The following is a 22,158-nucleotide window of genomic DNA, read 5'->3' as shown; positions in this document are numbered from 1 at the left end:
GTCGCCCCCCGCCAGCCACCATCCGCAGGAGTACGCGTGCCCGATGTCGGCCCGACCGCCGTGCTCCCCCGCCGTCCACTCACCGTCGGTGAACTGCTCGACTCCGCCGTGCTGCTGCTGCGGGCCCAGGGGCGGGTGCTGGTCCCCCTGGGCGTCCTGCTCGCCGCCGGTGAACAGGTGCTGTTGTACCCGCTGCGCCGGCTCGCCGACGCCGTACCCCCGGTGTGGTGGAGCGAGAGCGGGTCGTTTCCGCTCTGGTGGCAACTGCTCGCGGTGGGCGCCGCCGGTGAGGCGGTGATCGTCCTGCTGCTCGGCAACCCGGCCGCGCGGGCGGCCGGCGCGGCCCTGCTCGGCCGCCACACCGGCGTGGGGGACCTGCTCCGCCCGGCCGGAGCCCACTGGGGGGTCACCCTGCTGCTCGCCCCGGCGGTCGGCCTGCTGATGCTGGTCGCGGCGCTGCTCGGCCCGGCCTGGCTCGTCGGCTGGGGACTGCTCGGCTCGGTCGCCGCAGCCGTGGTGGTGGACCGGGTGCCCGGACCGTCAGCGGTGCCCCGGTCGGTCCGCGTCGCGCTGCGCGGTCGGGCCGCCGCCGTCCGGCTGCTCGGCTACCTCGGCTGGTGGGTGCTGCGGGTCGGTCTCGCCCTCGGTCTCTTCTTCGGCGTCGAGTCGCTGCACCTGGTCGACCTGGCCGACCCCGACGTGCGGGTCGTCGCCGCGATGCTCGCCTGGGCGGCGGTGAACAGCGTCGCCTACCCCGCGCTGGCCTGTCTCGACGCGGTGAACCACCTGGACACCCGGATGCGCGCCGAAGGGCTGGACATCCGGCTCGCCCGTACCCCCGCGGGGTCCGTCGCGGCCGGCCTGCCGGCGGTCGATCGGTGAGCCGGTGGTGGACGGAGGCCGTCGCCGCGCTCGGCGACGTGCTGCCGCTGCCGCTGGCCGCGCTGCTGCTGGTGCTGGTCGCCGGGCTGACCGCGCTCGCCTGGTACCACTTCCCGGCCTGGGTGCCCCGCCGACTGCCCCGCTGGCGACTGCCCCGCTGGCGGCTGCCCCGGCTCAGGCTGCCCCGCTGGCGGCTGCCCCGCTGGCGGCTGCCCCGCTGGCGGCTGCCCCGCTGGCGGCGACGGCAGCGGTCGGCCGACGACCCGCCCGGCGTCACCCTGCCCCGCCCCCGCACCGGAGACGACACCCCCGCCGCCGGCCCCGGGCGCTCCCTGGCCGACCGGCTGGCCGCCGAGGGCCGGTACGCCGAAGCCGTCCGGGAACGGCTGCGCGACATGATCCGCCGGCTGGTCGCCGTCGGTGCGGTCGCACCCCGACCCGGGATGACCGTCACCGAACTGACCGACGCGGCAGCCCACGCCCGTCCCCCGGTCGACCCGCCGTTGCGCGCCGCCGGAGCGATCTTCGCCGAGCTGTGGTACGCCCAACGCCCCGCCGCCGCCGGACACGACCAGCGGATGCGGGAACTCGCCGACGAGCTGGACCGGGCCCTCACCCACCCACGGCCGGACGGAGGGCCCCGGGTGACCCGCCCCGCCACACCGACGGTCGACAGCCCGCCACCGGCCCCCGTCCGCCCGCCACCGGCCGGGCCGGTACGGCGGCGCCGCCGGCACCGGGTGATCGTGCCGCTGGCGTTGGCCGCCGCGCTGCTCGCCGGCACCGTCGGTGCCCACGCGCTGGACCAGCCCGACCCGACCGAACCCGGTTTCCTCTCCCCGGTCGCCACCGACGACGACGGTGGCAGCCGCCTCGCCGACGCGCTGCGCGCCCGGGGCGTCACCGTGGACCGGGAGACCGACCTGCTGCCCGCCCTGCTCGGCCTCGACCGTGGCCCGGCCACCCTCTTCGTGCCGGCGGCGGAACTGCTGCACCCCGACACCCTCGACACGCTGGGCGAGCTGCCGGCCGGCCGGCGACTGGTCCTCGTCGACCCGTCCCGCCGGGTGCTCGAATCCGCCGGCCTGCCGGTGGTGCCCACCGACCGCCGGTGGGCCGCCCGGGCCGTCGGACCCGACACCGACGGTCGGCCCTGTCCACTACCCGAGGCGAGCCGGGCCGGGGTGGCCGCCGCCCGGCTCCAGCGGTACGCCGCCGCGCCCGGTACCGCAGCCACCCTCGACCGCTGCTACGGCGACGGCCTGGTCCGGCTGCCCGGCCGGGCCGAGGTGGTGGTGATCGGTGCCAGCGACCCGTTCCGCAACGAACGGATCGCCGAACACGGCAACGAGACGCTCGGCACCGGCCTGCTCGGCGTCCACGGTCGGGTGGTCTGGTTGGACCTGGACGGGCCGGCACCGGCCCCCACGGTCGGCCGTCCCGACGGCACCGGCGAGCCCGCCTGGTCACCCGCCCCCGGCGGGTCCACCGGTTACGGCGACGGCACCGGCGAGCAGGGCCCGGGTGGCCCCGGACCCGCCACCGGCGGAGGCGACGGACGGGGTGACGCCCCCGACTCGGCCGGTCCGCCACCACCCGACGACCACCCGCTGCTGGACGCCTTCCCGCCCTGGTTCTGGGCGCTACTGCTCCAACTCGCCCTGGCCGCCCTGCTGACCGTGCTGTGGCGGGCCCGCCGGCTCGGCCCACCGGTCACCGAGCCGCTGCCGGTCGAGGTCCGCGCCGCCGAGACCGCCCTCGGCCGGGCCCGGCTCTACCAACGGGCCCGCGCCCGGGGCCCGGCCGCCGAGATCCTGCGCACCGCCACGCTGGGACGGTTGCGCGGCCGGCTCGACCTGCCCGCGACCCTCGCACCGGCGGAGTTGGCGGCCCGGGTGGCCGGGCCGGCCGGCGGCACCCCGGAGCAGATCCACGAGCTGCTCTTCGGCGCGGCGCCCGGGACCGACGCCGAACTGCTGGAGCTGGCCCGGTCGCTGGACCGGCTGACCCGTACCGTGGCGGCAGCGCCCGGCCGTCCGACCGAAGGAGACCCCCGGTGACCCGACCCGCCACCACCGCCGAGCCCACGGCCGGCCCGGACGACGCCCGGGCCGCCCTGCACCGGCTGCGCACCGAGGTGGCCAAGGCGGTCGTCGGCCAGGACGCCGTGGTCACCGGCCTGGTCATCGCCCTGCTCTGCCGGGGCCACGTCCTGCTGGAAGGCGTGCCCGGGGTGGCCAAGACGTTGCTGATCCGCACCGTCGCCACCGCCCTCGAGCTGGACTCCAAGCGGGTCCAGTTCACCCCCGACCTGATGCCCGGTGACGTCACCGGTTCGCTGATCTTCGACCCGCGTACCGCCGCGTTCACCTTCCGGGAGGGGCCGGTCTTCACCAACCTGCTGCTCGCCGACGAGATCAACCGGACGCCGCCGAAGACCCAGTCGGCGCTGCTGGAGGTGATGGAGGAGCGCCAGGTGTCCGTCGAGGGCGCCCGCCGGCCGCTGCCCGAGCCGTTCATCGTGGCCGCCACCCAGAACCCCGTCGAGTACGAGGGCACCTACCCGTTACCCGAGGCGCAGCTCGACCGGTTCCTGCTCAAGCTGACCGTGCCGCTGCCCAACCGGGACGAGGAGCTGGGGGTGCTGCGCGCCCACCACGCCGGCTTCGACCCCCGTGACCTCGGCGCGGCCGGCGTACGCCCGGTGGCCGGCGTCGCCGACCTGGCCGCCGCCCGGGAGGCGGTGGGCCGGGTGCACGTGGCCGAGCCGGTGCTCGGCTACATCGTGGACCTGTGCCGGGCCACCCGGACCGCCCCGGCGCTGGAGCTGGGTGCGTCGCCCCGGGGCGCCACCGGCCTGCTCAGCACCGCGAAGGCGTGGGCCTGGCTGGCCGGTCGGGACCACGTCACCCCCGACGACGTGAAGGCCACCGCCCGCCCGACGTTGCGGCACCGGCTGCGGTTGCGCCCCGAGGTGGAGTTGGAGGGGGTCGGGGTCGACATGGTGCTGGACACGGTGCTGGCCACCGTGCCGACCCCGCGATGACCTGGCGGGCGGCCGTGCTGCTGCTGGTGGGGGTGCCCACCCTGGCGTTCTGGCCGGACCCGGTGCGCGGGGTGGCCGTGATGACCGGCGCGGTGCTGCTGCTGACCGCCGTGGACTGGGCGCTCGCCGCCCCGCTGCACACGATCACCGTCGACCGTGAGGGTGACCGGGCCGTCCGGCTGGGCCGGTCCGCGACGGTCACCCTGCGCCTGACCAACACCTCCGGCCGTACGCTGCGTGCCCAGGTGCGCGACGGGTGGGTGCCGTCGGCGGGGGCCCGTCCGGACGTACCGCCGGACCGGGTGTCCCGGGTCGGACCGGGCGGGGTGCTGGTGCTGCCCAACCGGCTCACCCCCACCCGGCGCGGCGACCGGCCGGCGGTGACGGTGACGGTGCGCTCGCTCGGGCCGCTCGGGTTGGCGTTGCGGCAGCGGGCGGGCCGGCCGGCCACCCCCGGCTGGACGCTGCGGGTGCTGCCCCGGTTCGACTCCCGTCGGCACCTGCCGGAGAAGCTGTCCCGGCTGCGGGTCATCGACGGCACCCAGGTCGCCCGGGGGCGGGGCCAGGGCACCGAGTTCGACACCCTGCGCGAGTACGTGGTCGGCGACGACGTCCGGTCGATCGACTGGCGGGCCAGCGCCCGCCGCGCGGACGTGCTGGTCCGCACCTGGCGTCCGGAGCGCGACAGACGGCTGGTGTGTGTGCTGGACACCGGCCGCACCTCGGCGGTACGCGTCAGGGACGAGCCCCGGCTGGACACCGCCATCGACGCCGCGCTGCTGCTGACCGCGTTGGCCTCCCGGGCCGGCGACCGGGTCGACCTGCTCGCCGCCGACGCTCAGATCCGGACCACGGTCACCGGTGGCAGCCAGCCGGCCCTGCTCCACCGGTTGGTGAACGCGCTCGCGCCCCTGCACCCGGCGCTGGTGGAAACCGACTTCGACCTGATCGTCGCGGAGATCCTGCGCCGGCACCGGCGGCGCAGCCTGGTGGTGCTCCTCACCGCCCTGGAGGCGGGCGCGCTCGCCGAGGGGCTGCTGCCGGTGCTGCCCCGGCTGGCCGCCCGGCACCGGGTGATCGTGGCGGCCGCGCACGACCCGGTGCTCACCGCGTTGACCACCACCCCGCCGGTCCGCACCGGGGACGCCTACGCCGCCGCGGCCGGCTGGCGGGCGCTCGCCGAGCGGGACCGGGTCCGCGCCGCCCTCGGCCGGTACAGGGTGACCGTGGTGGACGCCCCGGCGGACCGCCTCGCCCCCGCCCTGGCCGACACCTACCTGCGCCTCAAGGCCCTCGGGCAGCTCTGACCCGGGTCCGGTCCGTTCACGGCACGGGTCGGTGCGGACGGTGGGTGGGGTGCCAGGCGCGGGCCGGGTCCGTGGAGGGCCACAGTTCGGCCAGCCACGGGTCGGCACGCTCGGCCGGTACGCGCTCGACGGCGACCGCCCGGCGACCGAGCAGCACCACGTACGCCAGGAAGCCCAGCCACACCGTCGCACCGACGCCGACCCGAAGCGCCACCGGCACCGGCGACGGGGTGACGAACGCCTCCAACAGTGCGGAGACCGCAAAGAGCCCGACCAGACCCACCGCGACCAGGATCGCCGAGCGGCCCGCCTCGGCCACCGCCCGCCCCCGGCCCAGGTGCTCCGGTGGCGAGATCCACGCCCAGGCGGTCCGCAGCCCCACCCCGGCCGCGACGAAGACCCCGGTCAGCTCCAACAGCCCGTGCGGGGTGATCAGGCCGAAGAACACGTCGGCCCGGCCATAGGAGACCATCACCCCGCCCACCACCCCGACGTTCAGCGCGTTCTGCCACAGCAGGTAGAACACCGGGACGACGAGCACCCCCGAGGCGAGACACTGGGCGGCGATCCAGGCGTTGTGGGTCCACAGGTGGAAGGCGAACGTGGGCGCGGAGAACTCGGTGTAGTAGCCGGCGAAGCCGGAGTCGACCAGGTCGGCGGCGGCGTCGGGGCCGATGAACGCGGCGGCGGTGCCCGGGTTGCCCGCGACGTACCAGATGAGGAAGCCGCTGAGCAGGCTGAACCCGGTGGCCACCGCGCACCACCACGGCCAGGCCCGGTAGACCGCGCCGGGGAACCCGACGACCAGGAACCGCCCCAACGCCCCCCAGGACGGCCGTCGGCGGCCGGTGATCCGGGCCCGCGCCCGCAGCACCAGGTGGGACAACCGGCTGACCAGGGCCGGATCGGGTGCCCGGCTGCGCAGCGCCGACAGGTGGGTGGCGGTGCGCTGGTAGAGGACGATCATCTCGTCGATCTCGTCGACGTCGAGTCGACGCCGGTCGCAGAACAGCTCCAGCCGCCGCCACTCGTGGCTGTGCTCGGCGACGTACGCGTCGAGATCCACTGGTCCTCCCCCGTCCCGCGCCCATAGTGTTCACTGTCCGGGTGAGAGCGCAACCACCGGTGCCGACCCGCGTCGGCCCGGCGGACACCCCGACCCGCGTCGGCCCGGCGGACACCCCGGCCGGCGGACGCTGGGCGGACGCCGGGCTGATCAGCGGCGAGGCCGTCGAGCTGGACGTGCGGGCGGCCCGGCTCGGCTCCCGGGTCCTGGCGCTCCTGATCGACGTCGTCGGTCAACTGCTCTGCGCGGCGCTGCTGGCGCTGACGCTGACCCCGGTGGTGCTGATCCTGCTGCCCGACCCGGTGGTGGACCGGGCCTTCACCGGGGCGTTGGAGACGCTCGGCCTGGTGCTGGTGCTGGTCGGCTATCCGGTCGCCTGGGAACGCCTCAACCACGGCCGGACGCCCGGCAAGCTCGCGGTGGGCCTGCGGGTGGTCAGCGCCGACGGCGGCCCGGTGGAGCTGCGCCAGTCGCTGACCCGGGCGCTGGTGGGGGTGGCCGTGGAGTGGCCGGGGCTGGTGCTGCCGCTGCTGAGTTGGGTGGCCGGCGTCACCGTGATGCTGACCGATCCGCGCGGGCGACGGCTGGGCGACCTGGTCGCCGGCACCATGGTGGTGCACACCCGCACGACGCAGGGCTGGCGACCGGCCCCACGGATCATTCCGCCGCTGGCCGGCTGGGCGGCCACCCTGGACCTGACCAGGCTCGACGACGCGCTGGCCCTGGCGGTCCGGCAGTACCTGACCCGGGCCGGGCAGATCGTCGAGCCGTACCGGTCGAGGTTGGCCCGGGAGTTGTGGTGCGAGGTGGCGGCGGTGACCGCCCCGAAGTCACCGCCCGGCGTACCGGAGCCGTTGCTGCTGGCGGCGGTGCTGGCGGAACGGAACCGGCGCGGCACGCTGCGGCTACGCCGCAACCGGGCGCTCACCGCCACCCTCTGGCCCGACCTGCACCCGGCCACCCCCGCCGCCGTCGAACCGCCGGCCCCGGGCCCTGCCGCCGCCCCGGCCCCGGCCGGGGTGCGCCCGGCTGTGCCGGCACTGCGGTCGGCGTCGCCGGAGGATTCCGGGTCGCCGCTCAGCTGAACAGGGCGCGACCCCACCAGTCGGCGGCGTCCCGGACCCCGGGCGGGCAGGCGAACAGGCCGCTGGAGACGTGCCGCAGGTATTCGTTCATCGCGTCGTTGCGGGCCAGCTGGGTCTGGATCGGCACGAACTGCCGGCGCGGGTCCCGCTGGTAGGCCATGAAGAACAGCCCGGCGTCGAGCCGGCCCAGCCCGTCCGAGCCGTCGACGTAGTTGTAGCCCCGGCGCAGCAGCCGGGCACCGTTGTTCAGGGTGGGGTGGGCGAGGCGCACGTGCGAGTCGACGGCGATCACCGGCTGGCCGTCGTCGCCCTTCGCGGCGAAGTCCGGCTCGTCGAACTCGTCGCGGCGGCCCAGCGGCGCACCGCTGCCCTTGGTCCGGCCGACGATCTGCTCCTGCTCGGTCAGCGAACTGCGGTCCCAGGTCTCGATCTGCATCCGGATCTTGCGGGTGACCAGGTAGGACCCGCCGGTCATCCAGTCCGCGCCGTCCTCCGGCTGGGCCCAGAGCTGCTCACGCAGCAGCCCGGCGTCCTCGGCCTTGAGGTTGGCGGTGCCGTCCTTGAAGCCGAAGAGGTTACGCGGGGTCGCCTGGTCCCGCGACGTCGACGAGGTACGCCCGAAGCCGAGCTGCGACCAGCGGACGCTGACCACACCCATCCCGATCCGGGCCAGGTTACGGATGGCGTGCACCGCCACCTGCGGGTCGTTGGCGCACGCCTGCACGCACAGGTCGCCGCCGGAGATCTCCGGGCGCAACGCGTCCCCGGCGAAGTGCGGCAGGTCGGCCAGCGCGGCGGGGCGGCGGCCGGCGAGGCCGAACCGGTCCCGGCCCTGCGCGTCGCGGAACAGGGTCGCGCCGAAACCGACGGTCAGGGTGAGCTGCGACGGGGGCAGGCCCAGCGCCTCGCCGGTGTCGTCCGGCGGGGCCTCCGGGACACCGCCGACGGCACCGATCACCCCGGCGTCCTTTCCGCCGGTCATCCGAGCGGCGGCGGCCGTCCACTCCTGGAGCATCGCGACCAGCCGGTCCCGGTCCTTGGTGATCACGTCGAAGGCGACGAAGTGCAGCCGGTCCTGGGCCGGGGTGGTGATCCCGGCCTGGTGTTCACCGTGGAACGGCACCGCCCCGGCGGCCCCGTCGTAGGCGGCGGCCCGGTCGCCGTCGCGGGTCAACGCGCCCGCTCCGGCGGCCACCCCGGCCACCCCGGCGACCCCGACCCCGGCCAGGGTGATCGCCCGCCGTCGGGTCAGCCGGCGGCGACCCCGGCCGGTGGTGCTGCTCTGCTCGCTCATCGACTCTCCTGGGAGGGACCGGCCGTACGACGGCCGTGCTGACCCGTCGTCACCGGGCGACGGCGGCGGCGACCTTGCTGACCGGCTCGGCGAGGGCGTTGATGCTGTCCGACAACTCCTTGAGGTCGGTCTTGCTCAGCTGGGTGTGCAGCTTCCAGCCGTCGCCGTCGCGGTGCTTGCCGAGCGCCGCCTCCACGTTGGCGAACTCCTTGTCGAGCTGGGCGACCAGCTCGGGGGCGCGCTGCTCCAGCGCGGGTCGCAGCGCGGCGACGGCGGCCTTGGAGCCCTCCAGGTTGGCGTTGAAGTCCCAGAGGTCGGTGTGCGAGTACCGCTCCTCCTCGCCGGTGATCTTGCCGCTGGCCACCTCGTCGAGCAGGGCCTTGGCCCCGTTGGCGAGCTGGAGCGGGGTGAGCTTCTCGGCGTTGGCCCGGGCCACGATCTCCTTGACGTCGACCAGCAGCCGGTCGGCGATCGGGCCGTCCTTACTGATGTCGCCGGTGGTCCAGAGGTCCTTCTCGATCCGGTGGAAGCCGGTGAACTCCATGCCCTCCTCGATGACCTCCTCCCGACCGTCGATCTTGGGGTCGAGGTCGCCGAAGCTCTCCGCGACCGGCTCGATCCGCTCCCAGTAGGTGCGGGCCACCGGGTACAGCGCCTTGGCCTTCGGCACGTCGCCGGCCTTGACCGCGCCGACGAACTCCTCGGTCTTGGTGAGCAGGGCGGCGGTCTGGCTGGTCACGTACCGCTGGTAGCTGGCGGTGGCCTGGGTCAGCGCGGCGTCCGGGGCCACGGTCGCGGCGGTGCCGCTGACCTTCAGCGCGCCCCGGATGCCCCGGCCGCTCATCCCCGGCTTGCAGGCCGTCTCGTACGTGCCGGCGGGCAGTTCCACCCGCAACTCGCGGCTCAGCCCCGGGGCGATGTTCTCCACCTCGCCCATCACCCGGTCACCGGCGGCGTAGACGTAGAACTCGTTGACCTTGCTGCCGGAGTTGGTCACGGTGAAGGTCGCCTGACCGGCGTCCAACTCGGTGACGTCGACCTCGCACACGCTGTCGGTGGCCTTGACCTTGACCGTGTTGGCGGCCGTGCCATCCTGCTGCTCGTCCTTGCCGCCGCAGGCGGTGACACCGGTGACGGCAAGCGCGCCGACGGCGGCGAGCGCCAGGAAACGGGTGGTACGCATCGTTTGCTTGTCTCCTCGGAAAGGTTCAGGCTCGCCGCGACACGGCCGGCTGGGTGGTGGGGGTACCGTCGCCGGTGGGGGCCGGGTCGCCGGCCGGTGCGGGCTTCGCGGGGGCCGCCGGCCGCCGCAGGAACAACACCAGCACCGGTACGGCGTAGGCGACCCAGGCGACCATCTCCAGCACGCTCGGCGCGGCGGTGATGTTGAACATGCCGGCGAGCAGGGCGGCGTACCAGGTGTTGGGGTCGAGCACGCCGGTGATGTCGAAGGCCAGGCCGTTGAGGCCGGGGAGCACCCCGGCCTCCTGGAAGTCGTGCACGCCGTACTTGAGGATGCCGGCGGCGACCAGGATCAGCAGCGCGCCGGTCCAGGTGAAGAACGTCGACAGGTTGATCCGCAGGGCGCTGCGGTAGAGCAGGACGCCGATCCCGACGGCGGTGGCGATGCCGCCGATCAGCGCCAGCAGCGGTCCGGAGCCGGTGCCGCCGGTCGCGCTCTGCGCCGCCGAGTAGAAGATCAGGGCGGTTTCCAGGCCCTCCCGGACCACCGCGAGGAACGCCATCCCGGCCACCGCGAACGAGCCGACGGCCAACGCCTCGCTCAGTCTGCCGCGCAGCTCACCGGCGATCGTCCGGGCGGCCCGACGCATCCAGAAGATCATCCAGGTCACGAAGACGACGGCGGCGACCGAGGTGACCGCCTCGAACAGTTCCCGGTCCTCGGAGCGGGCCAGCAGTGAGGTCGAGGTGTACTCGATGAGCCAGCCGAACAGCACCGACAGGGCCACGGCGAGCCCGACACCGGCCCACACCTGGGGCAGCCGGTCGCGGCGCTGCGACTTGACCAGGAAGGCGACCAGGATGCTGACGACCAGCGTCGCCTCCAGGCCCTCCCGCAGGCCGATCAGGTACGTGGCGAACATCGGTACTCCGTGTCGTGGTCAGGCATGCCTCAGTTTACTTAGGGCAGCCATACCTTCCTCCTGATCCGGGGTCCCGTCAAGTCGTTCATGACAGGGTTCACCCTGGCCGGGATGGTCGGGCGGACCCGCTGGCCGGGGGGTGCCAGCCAGCCGCCCGACGTGGCAAAATCCGACGTACCCCAGGACAGGACGGCCCGTGCCCGACACGCCCCGCACCCCCACCCTCCGCCCCGCGTACGCCCCGCCACCGGTGAGTTCCGCCCCCGGCGCGCTTCGCCACCGCCAGCCGGGACGGCACCGGTGAGGGGCTTCGGCCCGTGGCTGGGCGTGCTCGCGCTGGTGATCGTCCTCAACGCACTCCGACTGCGCCCGCTGGCCCTGGTCGTGTCCCTCGCCTGGCTCGCCTGGTGCGTGTGGACCTGGGTCCGCCCGGCCCGCCGCGACAAGATCCGCTCTGCCGGGCGACGGTAGCGGCATCCACCGGCCACGACCCCGCCGGACCGCCCCACCGCGCCGCGAGACCCCCGGACGCGCGCAGGGCCGGCCGCTCGGCGGCCGGCCCTGCGCGGGTGTGCTCAGTAGCGGTAGTGCTCGGGCTTGAACGGGCCCTCCGGAGAGACGCCGAGGTAGGCGGCCTGCTCCTTCGTCAGCTCGGTCAGCCGGGCACCGAGCGCGCCCAGGTGCAGCCGGGCGACCTTCTCGTCCAGGTGCTTGGGGAGCACGTAGACGCCGATCGGGTACTCGTCGGTCTTGGTGAACAGCTCGATCTGGGCGATCGTCTGGTTGGCGAACGAGTTCGACATCACGAAGCTCGGGTGACCGGTGGCGTTGCCCAGGTTCAGCAGGCGGCCCTCGGAGAGCACGATGATGGCGTGGCCGTCGTCGAAGCGCCACACGTCGACCTGCGGCTTGATGTTCTCCCGGGTGACGTCGGAGCGCTTCATCAGGCCGGCCATGTCGATCTCGTTGTCGAAGTGGCCGATGTTGCCGACGATGGCCTGGTGCTTCATCCGGGCCATGTGCTCGTTGGTGATGACGTCGAAGCAGCCGGTCGCGGTGATGAAGATGTCGGCCTGCTCGACCACGTCCTCCAGGGTGGCGACCTGGTAGCCGTCCATCGCCGCCTGGAGGGCGCAGATCGGGTCGACCTCGGTCACCACGACCCGGGCGCCCTGGCCGCGCAGCGACTCGGCGCAGCCCTTGCCCACGTCGCCGTAGCCGAGCACGACGGCCATCTTGCCGCCGATCAGCACGTCGGTGGCCCGGTTGATGCCGTCGATCAGGGAGTGCCGGCAGCCGTACTTGTTGTCGAACTTGCTCTTGGTCACCGAGTCGTTGACGTTGATCGCCGGGAAGAGCAGGGTGCCGGCCCGGTGCATCTCGTAGAGCCGGTGCACGCCGGTGGTGGTCTCCTCGGTGACGCCCTTGATGCCGGCGGCGATCCGGGTCCAGCGCTGGTTGTCCTCCCCGAGGCTGCGGTGCAGCACCTGGAGGATGACCGCGTACTCCTCGGAGTCGGCGGACTCGACCGGCGGGACGACCCCGGCCTTCTCGAACTCGACGCCCTTGTGGACCAGCAGGGTGGCGTCACCGCCGTCGTCGAGGATCATGTTCGGGCCCTGCCCGTCCGGCCAGGCGAGCACCTGCTCGGTGCACCACCAGTACTCCTCCAGGCTCTCGCCCTTCCAGGCGTAGACCGGGACGCCACCCGGCGCCTCCGGGGTGCCCTCGGGGCCCACCACGATCGCCGCGGCGGCGTGGTCCTGGGTGGAGAAGATGTTGCAGGACGCCCACCGGACCTGCGCGCCGAGGGCGACCAGCGTCTCGATCAGGACGGCGGTCTGGATGGTCATGTGCAGCGAACCGGTGATCCGGGCGCCGGCGAGCGGCTGGGCGTCGGCGAATTCACGGCGGATCGCCATCAGGCCGGGCATCTCGTGCTCGGCGAGGCGGATCTCCTTGCGCCCGAACTCGGCGAGCGACAGATCCGCCACCTTGTAGTCGCCCTCGGCGAGGGTGGCCGGCCGGGCGTCGCTGGATGACGCCGGGAGGGTGCTGGTCATGAAGGCTCCTGTCGAACGATGGCTGCGCGACCATCCACCTTACGCTCGCCTTCTCGCGGCGCACGGCGGGCCGCCTCGGGACAGCACACGGGGCGGTCGGCACCGGACGAAACCTCCGCCCACCTGCCGGCCGCCCCGTGCATCCCCCCGGTTTGGTTTCCCCCGCGCGCCGCCGGACCTTCGTCGCGACAACGCTGCGTACACATATAGTTACACTGCGCCACGGCATAGTCAAGCAATTCGGGAAAGTCGGACTTGCGGCGTGCCGCGTCTGCCGCCAACTCTGCTGCGGAAAAGGGGTGAGATCGTTCAGATGCCGCAACTGGCGACGAACGCCGCGCCCGTACCGGAGACGACAAGTGCCGTCGCGGCGGCCGTGCCCACGGCGGCCTGCCCCGGACCGAGCATCACCGTGCCGACCCCGTCGTCCACCGCGACCTTGCCGCTGTGGCAGAACACCACCCGGGGGCCGGGCAACGGCAGCCGGACCTCCGGCCCGGACGCCTCCACCGTCACCCGGTGCAACGCGAAATCGTCCACCGGCACCGGCCACCGGACCACCCCGGACGCCACCGGACGGGCGGCGATCACCGGATCGTCCAGCACCTCGAAGCACAGCACCCGCAGCAACTCGTCGACGTCCACGTGCTTGGGGGTCAGCCCACCGCGTAACACGTTGTCACTGGCCGCCATGATCTCCACACCGCAGCCCCGCAGGTAGGCGTGCAGGTTGCCGGCCGGCATCCAGATCGCCTCCCCCGGCGTCAGCCGGACGTGGTGCAGCAGCAACGCCACCAGCACCCCCGGGTCGGCCGGGTAGCGGTCGGCCAACTCCCGGGCCAGGTCGGCGTCCGGCCCGGCCACGTCCGCCGTGCGCACCGCCCCGATCAGCCGGGCACGGTCCGCGTCCGGCCAGGTCAGCAGCGTCCGTACGGCCTCGCGCAGCCCCGCCGGACCGGCCCGCAACGCGGCCACCACCGGCGACAGCTCCGGTACGCCGAAACCGGCCAACGCCGTCGCCGACACCGCCGGGTCACGGAACCCGCAGAGCGCGTCGAACGGCGTCAACGCGACCAGCAACTCCGGCTTGTGGTAGGGATCGACGTAGTTACGCGGCCGCCCACCCCGACCCGCCCCGACGACGGTTCCGGCGTGGCCCGCCCCGGCAGCGGTTCCGGCGTGGCCCGCCCCGGTGCCACCGCCCACCCCTGCCCGCCCGGCCTCAGCCTGCCCTGCTTCCGGCTGCCCTGCTTCAGCCTGCCCGGCCGGCGACCCGGCGCAAGCCTGCTCGGCCGCGTACCCGGCGCGGGCCTGCTCGGCGTCCGGGTGGGCCTGGAGACTCAACGGGGCCTCCGCCGCGAGCACCTTCAGCAGGAACGGCAGCCGGGTGCCGAACCGGCCGACCACCTGGTCGCCGAGCCAGTGATCCGGCTCGGCGACCAGCAGATCGGTCAGGCTCATCCGCTCGCCGCCCCGGTCGACCGTGGCCGGGCCGCCCGGGTGGGCGCCCAGCCACAACTCCGCCTCCGGGCCGGCGCTGGGCACCGGTCGCCCCTGCAACTCGGCGATCGCCGAGCGGGACCCCCAGGCGTAGTCGCGGATCGACCCGTAGAGCAGCTCCACGCTCAGCCCCCGGCCCGCCCGGCCACCTCACCCGACTCGCTCGGCGACGGCACGACGGCGGTCGGCGCGGCCGTGCCGGTGCCGGCCCGCTCGGCGGCCACGCTGTAGATGTCCGGTTCCAGGTAGATGACCCGGGCGATCGGCACGGCCGTACGGATCCGCGCCTCGACCGCGTTGATCCCCCGGGCGAGTTCCTCGGCGCTCTCCCAGGCCGGCACGCCGATCTTCGCGGCCACCATCAGCTCCTCCGGACCGAGGTAGAGCGTCTTCATGTGGATGATCCGCTCGACCTCGGGGCCGGCGGTGACGGCCCGCTCGATGGTCGCCAGGTCGGCCGGGTCGGCACCCTCACCGAGCAGCAGGCTCTTCGTCTCGATCGCCAGCACGATCGCGATGATCACCAGCAGTACGCCGATCATCGCGGTGCCCGCGGCGTCCCACATGCCGTTGCCGGTGATCAGCGTCAACCCCACACCGAACAGCGCGAGCACCAGACCGACCAGCGCGCCGAAGTCCTCCAGCAGCACCACCGGCAGCTCCGGCGCCTTGGCCCGACGGATGAAGTTCACCCAGGACTGGCTGCCCCGGGTGTGGTTCGACTCCTTGATCGCGGTACGGAAGGAGAAGCCCTCCATCACGATGGCCGCCAGCAGGACCGTCACCGGCACCCACTGCCACGCGGTGATCGGGTGCGGGTCGGCCGCCTTGTGCCACGCCTCGTAGAGCGCGAAGAGGCCACCGAGGCTGAACAGCACGATCGACACGATGAACGCGTAGATGTAGCGCTCCCGGCCGTACCCGAAGGGGTGCTCCGGGGTGGCCGCCCGTTTGGCCCGCTTACCGCCCAGCAGCAGCAGCGCCTGGTTGCCCGAGTCCGCCACCGAGTGGATCGACTCGGCCAGCATCGACGACGAGCTGGTCAGCAGGAACGCGATGAACTTGGTGATCGCGATGCCGACGTTAGCCAGCAGGGCGGCGATGATCGCCTTGGTCCCACCGTTCGCGCTCACGCTGTCGCTCCGCTCCGCGACGCGGCGACGTGAGACGCCGCGCTACCCGGTCCGACGGCCCGCTCGCCCACAGCGCGGTCCCTGCATGCGTTCACTGGTTCGACAGCTCCTTCATCTCGGTGACGGCCGGTACGGCCATCGGGTCCAGCCCATGGGCCAGGGCCAGATAGATCGACGCGAAGTCGGGCACCGCGACGAGGGAGGCGAGCCGTTCCAGCGCGGAACCACCCTCGGCGGTGACCACGTCGCAACGCACGCCCCGCCGCTCGGCGAGGGTCTGCACCGCGTCGGCGCGGCGCTCCTCGACGGCGAGCGGTTCATCGGTGTCGTCGTCGGCGTTGAGCCCGCCGTCACGCAGCAACACCAGCCGCAACCGGGTCGGGTCGGGCTCGGCCTCGTCCGCGTCGGCGAAGATGTCCCGGGTCGACTCCACCAGGCCGCCGAAGACGCCGTCGAGCAGGCCGACCCGGCCCCGGCCGGCCTCGCCCAGCGCCCCGGCGACCACCGGGTAACGGGCGTTGGCCGACAGCGTGTCGCCGAACCGGCGGGCCGCCACGGTCGCCAGCGGGGACGACCCCCAGACGATCGGAATCGACCCGGCCAGCCCGAGGGCCAGCGACTTCGCCGGGTTGACGAAGGACTCGGCGGTCGACCGGCACCGGTCGGCGTCGGCGTCCAGCCGGGCCGCCGTCTCGGCCAGATCCGCCTCGTTGACCTTCACCAGGCCGAGCGTACGGGCGGCGAGCAGGACCGGCACGGTGAGCGCCCAGAGGCTGGCGCGGGCCGGGGCTCGGCGGGGCACCGGGATGAACGGGGCACGGGCCCGCTCGGCCACCGACTGCAACTGCGAGTCGGGGGCGCCGACCGCGACCAACCGGGCACCCCGGCGGTGCGCGGCCTCGGCGGCACCCAGCGCCTCCGGGCTGCGACCCGACGCGCTGACCGCGATCACCACGTCGGCCGCGCCGACCCAGCCGGGCACCCCGGCGCTGCGGTGCGGGATGACGGGCACCGGGCAGCGCGGCCCGGCGACCGTGGCGAGCACGTCCCCGGTACGCCCGGCGGTGCCGATGCCCGCGATGACGACCGCCCGGGGGCGGCCCTCGTCCTCCAGCAGCGCCAGGTTGGCCTCGGCGGCCAGCGCGGCGGACTCCCGCACCTGGGCCCCGGCGGAGGCGGTGAAGCGCAACATTCCACCCGGGTCGTGGCTGGCGACCGCCTCCGGGTCGTCCAGCATCGATTCGTCGGCCACCCGCCGGCCACTCACGCCGGCCGTCCCCTCCATCACCGCTGCGCCTCCGGCCCACCGCGTGCCTCGTCCAGCAGCAACACCGGCACGTCGTCGCGCACCTCGAAGATGCGACCGCACTGCGTGCAGGTGAGGGTCTGGGCCTGAGCGTCGTAGTCCAGCGGTGCGTGGTGTGTGTCCGGGCAGGCGAGGATTTCGAGCAACTGCGGGTCCAGGGCCACGGCGCGGCTCCTTCCACGTGTGTGGTCTGTGCCGGTCGACGGTGCCGACCGGCGCGAGGGATCTTATCGGCGAACCCGCTCCAGCACCTCGTCACGCAGCGAGGTCATCCGCTCCTGGGTCGGGCCCTCCACGTTGAGCCGCAGCAGCGGCTCGGTGTTGGACGCGCGCAGGTTGAACCACGCGCCGTCGGGGAACCGCAGGGTGAGCCCGTCCAACTCGTCCGCCTCCGCCTGCGGGTAGGCGGCCCGCACCTCGGCCACCCGGGCGGCCTGGTCGGTCACCGTGGAGTTGATCTCGCCGGAGGCGACGTACCGTTCGTAGACGCTGGCCAGCAGGGACAGCGGCTGGGACTGCTCGCCCAATGCGGCCAGGGTGTGCATGGCCGCGAGCATCCCGGTGTCGGCGAACCAGAAATCCCGGAAGTAGTAGTGCGCCGAGTGCTCGCCCCCGAAGATCGCGTTGGTGCGTGCCATCTCGGCCTTGATGAAGGAGTGGCCGACCCGGGCCACCACCGGCACCCCCCCGTGTTCCTGGATGATCTCCGGGACCGCGCGGGAGGTGATCAGGTTGTGGATCACCGTGGAGCCGGGGTGTTTGGCCAGCTCGCGGGCGGCGACCAGGGCGGTGATCGCCGACGGGGAGACCGGTTCGCCCCGCTCGTCGATGACGAAGCAGCGGTCGGCGTCACCGTCGAAGGCCAGGCCCAGGTCGGCGGAGTGGGTCACCACCGCCCGCTGCAGGTCGACCAGGTTCTTCGGGTCGAGCGGGTTGGCCTCGTGGTTGGGGAAGGTGCCGTCCAGCTCGAAGTAGAGCGGGACGATCTCCAACGGCAGGGCCGGCAGCGCCGCGTCGCCGAGCACACTCGGCACCGTGTAGCCACCCATCCCGTTGCCCGCGTCCACCACCACCTTGAGCGGGCGGATGGTCGACAGGTCCACCAACTTGCGCAGGTGGGCCGCATAGTCGGGGAGCAGGTCACGCCGGTCGACGGGGGCCGTCGGCGCGGCGGTGGGGCGGGTGCCGGAGTCCAGCAGCGCCTGGGCCCGGACCCGGATGTCGGCCAGGCCGCTGTCCTGGCCGATCGGGCGGGCACCGGAGCGGCACATCTTGATGCCGTTGTACTGCGCCGGGTTGTGGCTGGCGGTGAACATCGCCCCGGGCAGGCCCAGCGCGCCCGAGGCGTAGTAGAGCATGTCGGTGGAGGCCAGCCCCAGCTCGATCACGGCCCGCCCCTCGGCCCGGACCCCGGCGGCGAAGGCGGCGGCCAGCCCCGGGCCGGTGGCCCGCATGTCGTGCGCGACCAGCACGGCGTCGCCCGGCTCACCGGAGGAGTTGAGCACCTGGGTGAGGGCGGACCCCAGCGCCTCGGCCGCCCGCTCGTCCCACTGGTCGGGCACCGTCCCACGGACGTCGTACGCCTTCACGATCTGGGACAGGTCAGACACCGGTTTCAGCTCCTCGACAGGGGTCGTCAACGACCCTGAGCGTATCGGAGCGGTGGCGTCCGTCCCGTGCTAGCCGGGGAGCTGGGGCATGATCGTTGTCGACCCACCGCCGGCGGTGGGCGTCGGAGCGGACCGCCCCTGGTCGGGCGGGACGGAGACGGGCCGCGCCGGGGCCGGCGGAACAGCGGCCGACGGGGCCGGCGGGGCGGCAGCCGACGGGCCTGCGGTGGAGCCGTCCGGAGCCGGCGGCACGGGGACACCCGGAGCCGGAACAGGCGGGACCGAGACGGGCGGAGCCGAGACCGACGGAGCCGAGACAGCCGAAGCCGAGACGGGCGGAGCCGGAACAGGCGGGACCGAGACGGCCTGGGCCGAGACGGGCGGGGCAGGCGGAGCGGCGACCGGCTGGACGGGGACGGCCCGGGCCGACACCGATGGGGCAGCCGAGGGTGGGGCGGAAGCGGGGTGGTCCGGGGCGGAGGCCGGGCGGGCACCGTACACCCCGCCGGCCGGGCGCGGGGCGGGGGCGGGTGTCACCGCCGGGTAGGTGCCGGGTGCCCCGTACAGGCTGCCGGGGCGGGCCGGCGCGGACGGCTGGGGCTGCGGCTGCCCGTACACCTGGCCACCGGCGGGCGGCTGCTGGCCCCCGTACACCTGGCCGGCGGGTGGCGGGGGCGGACCCGGCACCGCGACCCCGGAGCGGTAGGTGGTCGGACCCGGGTTGCGGGGCTGCGGGACGGCCGGGAAGTCAGCCGGGCCGGCGGCCGGGGCGTGGTCGGCACCGGCCGCCCTGGCGCGGGCCCGATCGGCCCGGGACCGGAAGATCAACAGGGCGATGAGCCCGGCACCCAGGACCACCAGGGCGATACCGGCGTACATGATCATGGATCCTCCGGAGGTCTCTGCGGCGGCGGCCCGACCGGCGGGCGAGGCGGCGAGCACGGCCTGGGTGGCCACCGGCTCCGTCGCGGGCACAGGGGTGGACGCGACGGGGGTGGGCGTGGGCTTCCTGGTCGGGGTGGGACTCGGGGTCGGGGTACCGGCAGCCCTCCCGCCGACCCTGGACGTGTCGGTGCCCCGGCCGATCAGCCGGCCGACCGCCGTGGTCGCCTCACCGACCACGGCCAACCGACCCGCCGGTGCCCCGGCCAGGAACGCCACCCGGTAGCGGACGGTGCTGCTCTTCCCCCTGCACAACGGTGGAGCCGCCGACGAGGTACGGGAGACCCGCACCACGCCACCGTCTCCGGAAACGGGCACGCTGGACCAGCGGCCCCCGGTCTGCACCTCTACCCGCACCTGGTCCGCGCCAACCCCGGTGAGGCTCAGCCCCAGCGCGGTGCGCAGCGACACGCATCCGGCGCTACGTTTACGCACCTCGATCGAGACCGCGCCCGGGGAACCACCGGCGGAGAAGGCACCCGAGGCCCGGACCCGCACCCGGTCCGAGTCCGCATACGCGGGGAGCGCGCCGACCGCCACCAGGCCACCGAGCAGCGCACCGACGGCCACCACCCGCGTCGCCTGCCGACACACGGACATCTCCCCTCCCCTCCCGCCCCGGCGGGGCCGCGGGTCAGGTTACAACCCGGTCAGCGACCCACCCGGTGACAGAGCGTCCCGCATGTGGGCCGTATTACTCGTTCCCGGGGCGGGCGGCACCGGGCCCTTCGGCGGCAGGGCTCAGGATGGGCGGGCCGGCGCCGGCCGCCCACCCCGCCGACGCACGGCTGCGTTCGGCGACCCGCCACCCGTGCCGGCCGGCGCCGTGGCCGCCGGCTCGACACCGGCCGGCTCACTGCCCACGAACTCCTCCCCGACCAGCCCCGTCGCGGCGGCGAGGGTGTCACGGCAGAGCCGGTCGGCGGTCCGGGTGGTCTCCGGCAGCCGGTACCGGGGAGTCAACGCGAGCACCTGGTCGACCGCGTTGTCCAGGCTCATCCGGTGCCCGACGCTGACGAACACCGGCTTCACCCCGTCCCGGGTACGCAGCACCCGGCCGACGACCGCACCGGCATCGACCAGCGGGGCGGCGTCCCCCCGGCGCGGACCCGGCCCGGTCCACCCGCCCACCAGCGGGGTCTTACCCACCCCGATCGCCGGCAGCCCGGTCACCACGCCCAGATGACAGGCCAACCCGAAGCGACGCGGGTGGGCCAACCCGTGCCCGTCACAGACCAGCAGCTCCGGGCGGGTCGTCAACCGGTCCAGGGCGGCCAGCAACGCCGGCAGCTCCCGGAAGGCGAACAGCCCCGGCACGTACCCGAAGGCGGGCCGGCCGACGTGGACCGCCCGGTCCACCACCTCCAGGGTCGTGGCGTCGAGCACGGTCACGGCTGCGGCGAGCAGGTCACCACTCTCGGCGTACGCCACGTCCAGGCCGGCCACCGTCGCAGGCCGGCATGGCCCCGGCCCGATCAGGTCCGCCTGGGGCCGCAACCGGTCCTGTACGGCCACCGCCTCGGCGACCGTCAGCTCGGTGCTGCGGTGCTGCTCGGGCCGCCGAGCCGACTCAGCTCGGCTCACCGTCGCGCCCGCCCTCTTCCTTCTTGTTGCCGAAGGCCCCGAAGGCGATCGCGAAGATGGTGCCGATGGAGATCCCGAACACCACACCGACGGCGTCCTCGAACATGGTCCACCCGATGACGATGCCGATGAGCAGGCCCGACACCCAGGCGGTGAGCTGGCGCTTGTTGGCGGAGGGGTACATCACCTCATCCTATTCAGCTACCGCAAAGCACCCGTTTCACCGGAGGCTGCCGGCGGCGTCCCGCCTTCAGGCAGGCTGCTTCTACGAGGCGTCAGACCCATCCACCCTCACCGCTCCATACCCGCCGGGCAGTGCGGCTTGGCGGGATCTACTCGCCTGCCGCCTGCTCGAAAATGCCTTCGATGGTTTCGGCGTCCGGGAGGAGCTGTCCTCCCGTCACTGCCAACGCGACCTGATCGGCAGCAGCCCGGTCGACCTCGCGGTAACGGTCGAGATTTCGATAGTCGTCAAGAAATCGGGTAACGAGCCCAGGGTTGTACACCCATGAGCGGCGGCGGTGGTCCCACATCAGGGCATGCCCCCGGGCCGGGTCGATCACGAACACACCTGCAGGCTCAGCCGTCTGGGCGTTACGGGACAGAACGTAGTAGGTCAACACTCTGACGCTCCATGTGATGTTCCAGTTCGGGAGATACGGGGAAGTCCTGCGCCGTCAGCCCGAACTGCGCAGCGACACCCGCAAAGTCTCGCCCATCAGTTCGGAGCGCCTCGATGTAGGACCACCAGACGCCCCTGTTGAGGTGTATCCACTTCGCAAAGGTGGCATCCTTCGCAGCGAAGAACTCCGCAAGCTGGGTGGGCACTTCGGCGGGCATTCCGTGGCGACGGTTGATCGACAACATCTCCAAGAATGCTTCGACCCGTTGTGCCGGCGACTGGGTCGTGCGACGCAGCACCTCGTACGCGCGGTGTGTCGCCAACCACGCGGCGCGGGAAGCTTGGCTGTGCACCTGCAACTCGAAGAGCTGCCCCTGCGGGGAGCGGACGGTGCAGTTGAAGCCGTAGAACCGATTGCCGGACCGCCAGAAGTTCTTACAGGAGCGCTCGTCAACCGTGAATCCGGCACGACTCAACTCCGCCACGGTCCCATGCACCGCCTGCTCGTAAGACACTACCTGTGACACTACGAAACAGAATCTGACTGGACGTTTCCTTCACCTTCACGCCAGTGTGACCGATTAGCGCCCCGGCCTTGGCCGGGCAACATGTC

The 22,158-nt window shown here is 73.7% G+C and carries 20 protein-coding genes and 1 pseudogene; 6 read left to right on the top strand and 15 right to left on the bottom strand.

Annotated features, from left to right (window positions below):
• Positions 1-36 precede the first annotated feature (36 nt).
• Genes ACQP2H_RS05275 through ACQP2H_RS05260 form a run of 4 tightly spaced genes read left to right on the top strand, consistent with a single transcriptional unit; the run spans position 37 to position 5,235 of the window.
• Complete coding sequence (locus ACQP2H_RS05275; RefSeq protein ID WP_208570334.1) at positions 37-882, top strand: hypothetical protein; 846 nt, start codon at positions 37-39, stop codon at positions 880-882.
• Positions 879-2,942 (top strand): DUF4350 domain-containing protein, encoded by a 2,064-nt coding sequence (locus tag ACQP2H_RS05270; protein WP_433231363.1) that lies wholly within the window; start codon positions 879-881, stop codon positions 2,940-2,942. The genes ACQP2H_RS05275 and ACQP2H_RS05270 overlap by 4 nt, the downstream gene beginning before the upstream one ends.
• Positions 2,939-3,928 (top strand): AAA family ATPase, encoded by a 990-nt coding sequence (locus tag ACQP2H_RS05265; protein WP_219467415.1) that lies wholly within the window; start codon positions 2,939-2,941, stop codon positions 3,926-3,928. Before ACQP2H_RS05270 ends, ACQP2H_RS05265 begins: the two co-directional genes overlap by 4 nt.
• On the top strand, positions 3,925-5,235 hold the full coding sequence (locus ACQP2H_RS05260) for a DUF58 domain-containing protein (RefSeq protein ID WP_433231360.1): 1,311 nt from the start codon (positions 3,925-3,927) through the stop codon (positions 5,233-5,235). The genes ACQP2H_RS05265 and ACQP2H_RS05260 overlap by 4 nt, the downstream gene beginning before the upstream one ends.
• Before the next feature lie 16 nt (positions 5,236-5,251).
• Here ACQP2H_RS05260 and ACQP2H_RS05255 read toward each other — a convergent pair whose 3' ends face one another.
• A complete protein-coding gene (locus tag ACQP2H_RS05255) occupies positions 5,252-6,301 on the bottom strand; it encodes a stage II sporulation protein M (RefSeq protein ID WP_219467411.1) in 1,050 nt (349 codons plus the stop codon).
• Positions 6,302-6,342: 41 nt separating this feature from the next.
• On the opposite strand from ACQP2H_RS05255, the gene ACQP2H_RS05250 reads away from it, so the two are divergent.
• A complete protein-coding gene (locus ACQP2H_RS05250) occupies positions 6,343-7,386 on the top strand; it encodes an RDD family protein (protein ID WP_363819975.1) in 1,044 nt (347 codons plus the stop codon).
• On the opposite strand, the gene efeB is transcribed toward ACQP2H_RS05250, so the two are convergent.
• Genes efeB through efeU form a run of 3 tightly spaced genes read right to left on the bottom strand, consistent with a single transcriptional unit; the run spans position 7,379 to position 10,785 of the window.
• The gene (gene efeB, locus ACQP2H_RS05245; protein WP_219467409.1) at positions 7,379-8,680 is read right to left on the bottom strand and encodes an iron uptake transporter deferrochelatase/peroxidase subunit; all 1,302 of its coding nucleotides are present in this window, start codon (positions 8,678-8,680) and stop codon (positions 7,379-7,381) included. The two genes, ACQP2H_RS05250 and efeB, sit on opposite strands and share 8 nt — an antisense overlap.
• A 49-nt stretch (positions 8,681-8,729) precedes the next feature.
• Entirely contained in the window at positions 8,730-9,863 is a 1,134-nt protein-coding gene (gene efeO, locus ACQP2H_RS05240; RefSeq protein WP_219467407.1) for an iron uptake system protein EfeO, read from the bottom strand.
• A gap of 25 nt (positions 9,864-9,888) precedes the next feature.
• Entirely contained in the window at positions 9,889-10,785 is an 897-nt protein-coding gene (efeU, locus tag ACQP2H_RS05235; protein WP_433231356.1) for an iron uptake transporter permease EfeU, read from the bottom strand.
• Positions 10,786-11,085: 300 nt separating this feature from the next.
• Here efeU and ACQP2H_RS05230 point away from each other — a divergent pair, with 300 nt between their 5' ends.
• A complete protein-coding gene (locus ACQP2H_RS05230) occupies positions 11,086-11,256 on the top strand; it encodes a hypothetical protein (RefSeq protein ID WP_219467404.1) in 171 nt (56 codons plus the stop codon).
• A 104-nt stretch (positions 11,257-11,360) separates the two neighbouring features.
• Here ACQP2H_RS05230 and ahcY read toward each other — a convergent pair whose 3' ends face one another.
• The 11 genes and pseudogenes from ahcY to ACQP2H_RS05175 form a co-directional block, all read right to left on the bottom strand.
• Positions 11,361-12,848 carry an adenosylhomocysteinase gene (gene ahcY / locus ACQP2H_RS05225; protein ID WP_219467402.1) on the bottom strand — a complete coding sequence of 496 codons (1,488 nt, stop codon included), beginning with the start codon at positions 12,846-12,848 and terminating at the stop codon, positions 11,361-11,363.
• Positions 12,849-13,157: 309 nt separating this feature from the next.
• Complete coding sequence (manA, locus tag ACQP2H_RS05220) at positions 13,158-14,408, bottom strand: mannose-6-phosphate isomerase, class I (protein WP_433233450.1); 1,251 nt, start codon at positions 14,406-14,408, stop codon at positions 13,158-13,160.
• 65 nt (positions 14,409-14,473) lie between these two features.
• Entirely contained in the window at positions 14,474-15,481 is a 1,008-nt protein-coding gene (locus ACQP2H_RS05215) for a cation diffusion facilitator family transporter (RefSeq protein ID WP_219467397.1), read from the bottom strand.
• Positions 15,482-15,572: 91 nt separating this feature from the next.
• Complete coding sequence (locus ACQP2H_RS05210; protein WP_208570323.1) at positions 15,573-16,769, bottom strand: SIS domain-containing protein; 1,197 nt, start codon at positions 16,767-16,769, stop codon at positions 15,573-15,575.
• The gene (locus ACQP2H_RS05205; RefSeq protein WP_088642951.1) at positions 16,766-16,951 is read right to left on the bottom strand and encodes a Trm112 family protein; all 186 of its coding nucleotides are present in this window, start codon (positions 16,949-16,951) and stop codon (positions 16,766-16,768) included. The genes ACQP2H_RS05210 and ACQP2H_RS05205 overlap by 4 nt, the downstream gene beginning before the upstream one ends.
• A gap of 63 nt (positions 16,952-17,014) precedes the next feature.
• Positions 17,015-18,397 carry a phosphomannomutase/phosphoglucomutase gene (locus tag ACQP2H_RS05200; protein WP_433231352.1) on the bottom strand — a complete coding sequence of 461 codons (1,383 nt, stop codon included), beginning with the start codon at positions 18,395-18,397 and terminating at the stop codon, positions 17,015-17,017.
• 69 nt (positions 18,398-18,466) lie between these two features.
• Complete coding sequence (locus ACQP2H_RS05195) at positions 18,467-19,939, bottom strand: hypothetical protein (RefSeq protein WP_433231349.1); 1,473 nt, start codon at positions 19,937-19,939, stop codon at positions 18,467-18,469.
• Positions 19,940-20,227: 288 nt separating this feature from the next.
• A pseudogene (gene nfi, locus ACQP2H_RS05190) lies at positions 20,228-20,872 on the bottom strand (deoxyribonuclease V); the annotation flags it as partial.
• 37 nt (positions 20,873-20,909) lie between these two features.
• Complete coding sequence (locus ACQP2H_RS05185) at positions 20,910-21,107, bottom strand: hypothetical protein (RefSeq protein ID WP_363819964.1); 198 nt, start codon at positions 21,105-21,107, stop codon at positions 20,910-20,912.
• 148 nt (positions 21,108-21,255) lie between these two features.
• Complete coding sequence (locus ACQP2H_RS05180) at positions 21,256-21,492, bottom strand: hypothetical protein (protein WP_433231345.1); 237 nt, start codon at positions 21,490-21,492, stop codon at positions 21,256-21,258.
• Positions 21,493-21,517: 25 nt separating this feature from the next.
• A complete protein-coding gene (locus ACQP2H_RS05175) occupies positions 21,518-22,060 on the bottom strand; it encodes a hypothetical protein (RefSeq protein WP_357534856.1) in 543 nt (180 codons plus the stop codon).
• Between the last annotated feature and the right edge of the window lie 98 nt (positions 22,061-22,158).

This window comes from Micromonospora sp. CA-248260 (assembly GCF_050942205.1).
In the GTDB taxonomy this organism is placed as follows: Bacteria; Actinomycetota; Actinomycetes; order Mycobacteriales; family Micromonosporaceae; genus Micromonospora; species Micromonospora antibiotica.
The sequence above is the reverse complement of the archived record's forward strand: the minus strand, read 5'-3'. Positions and strand labels throughout refer to the sequence as shown.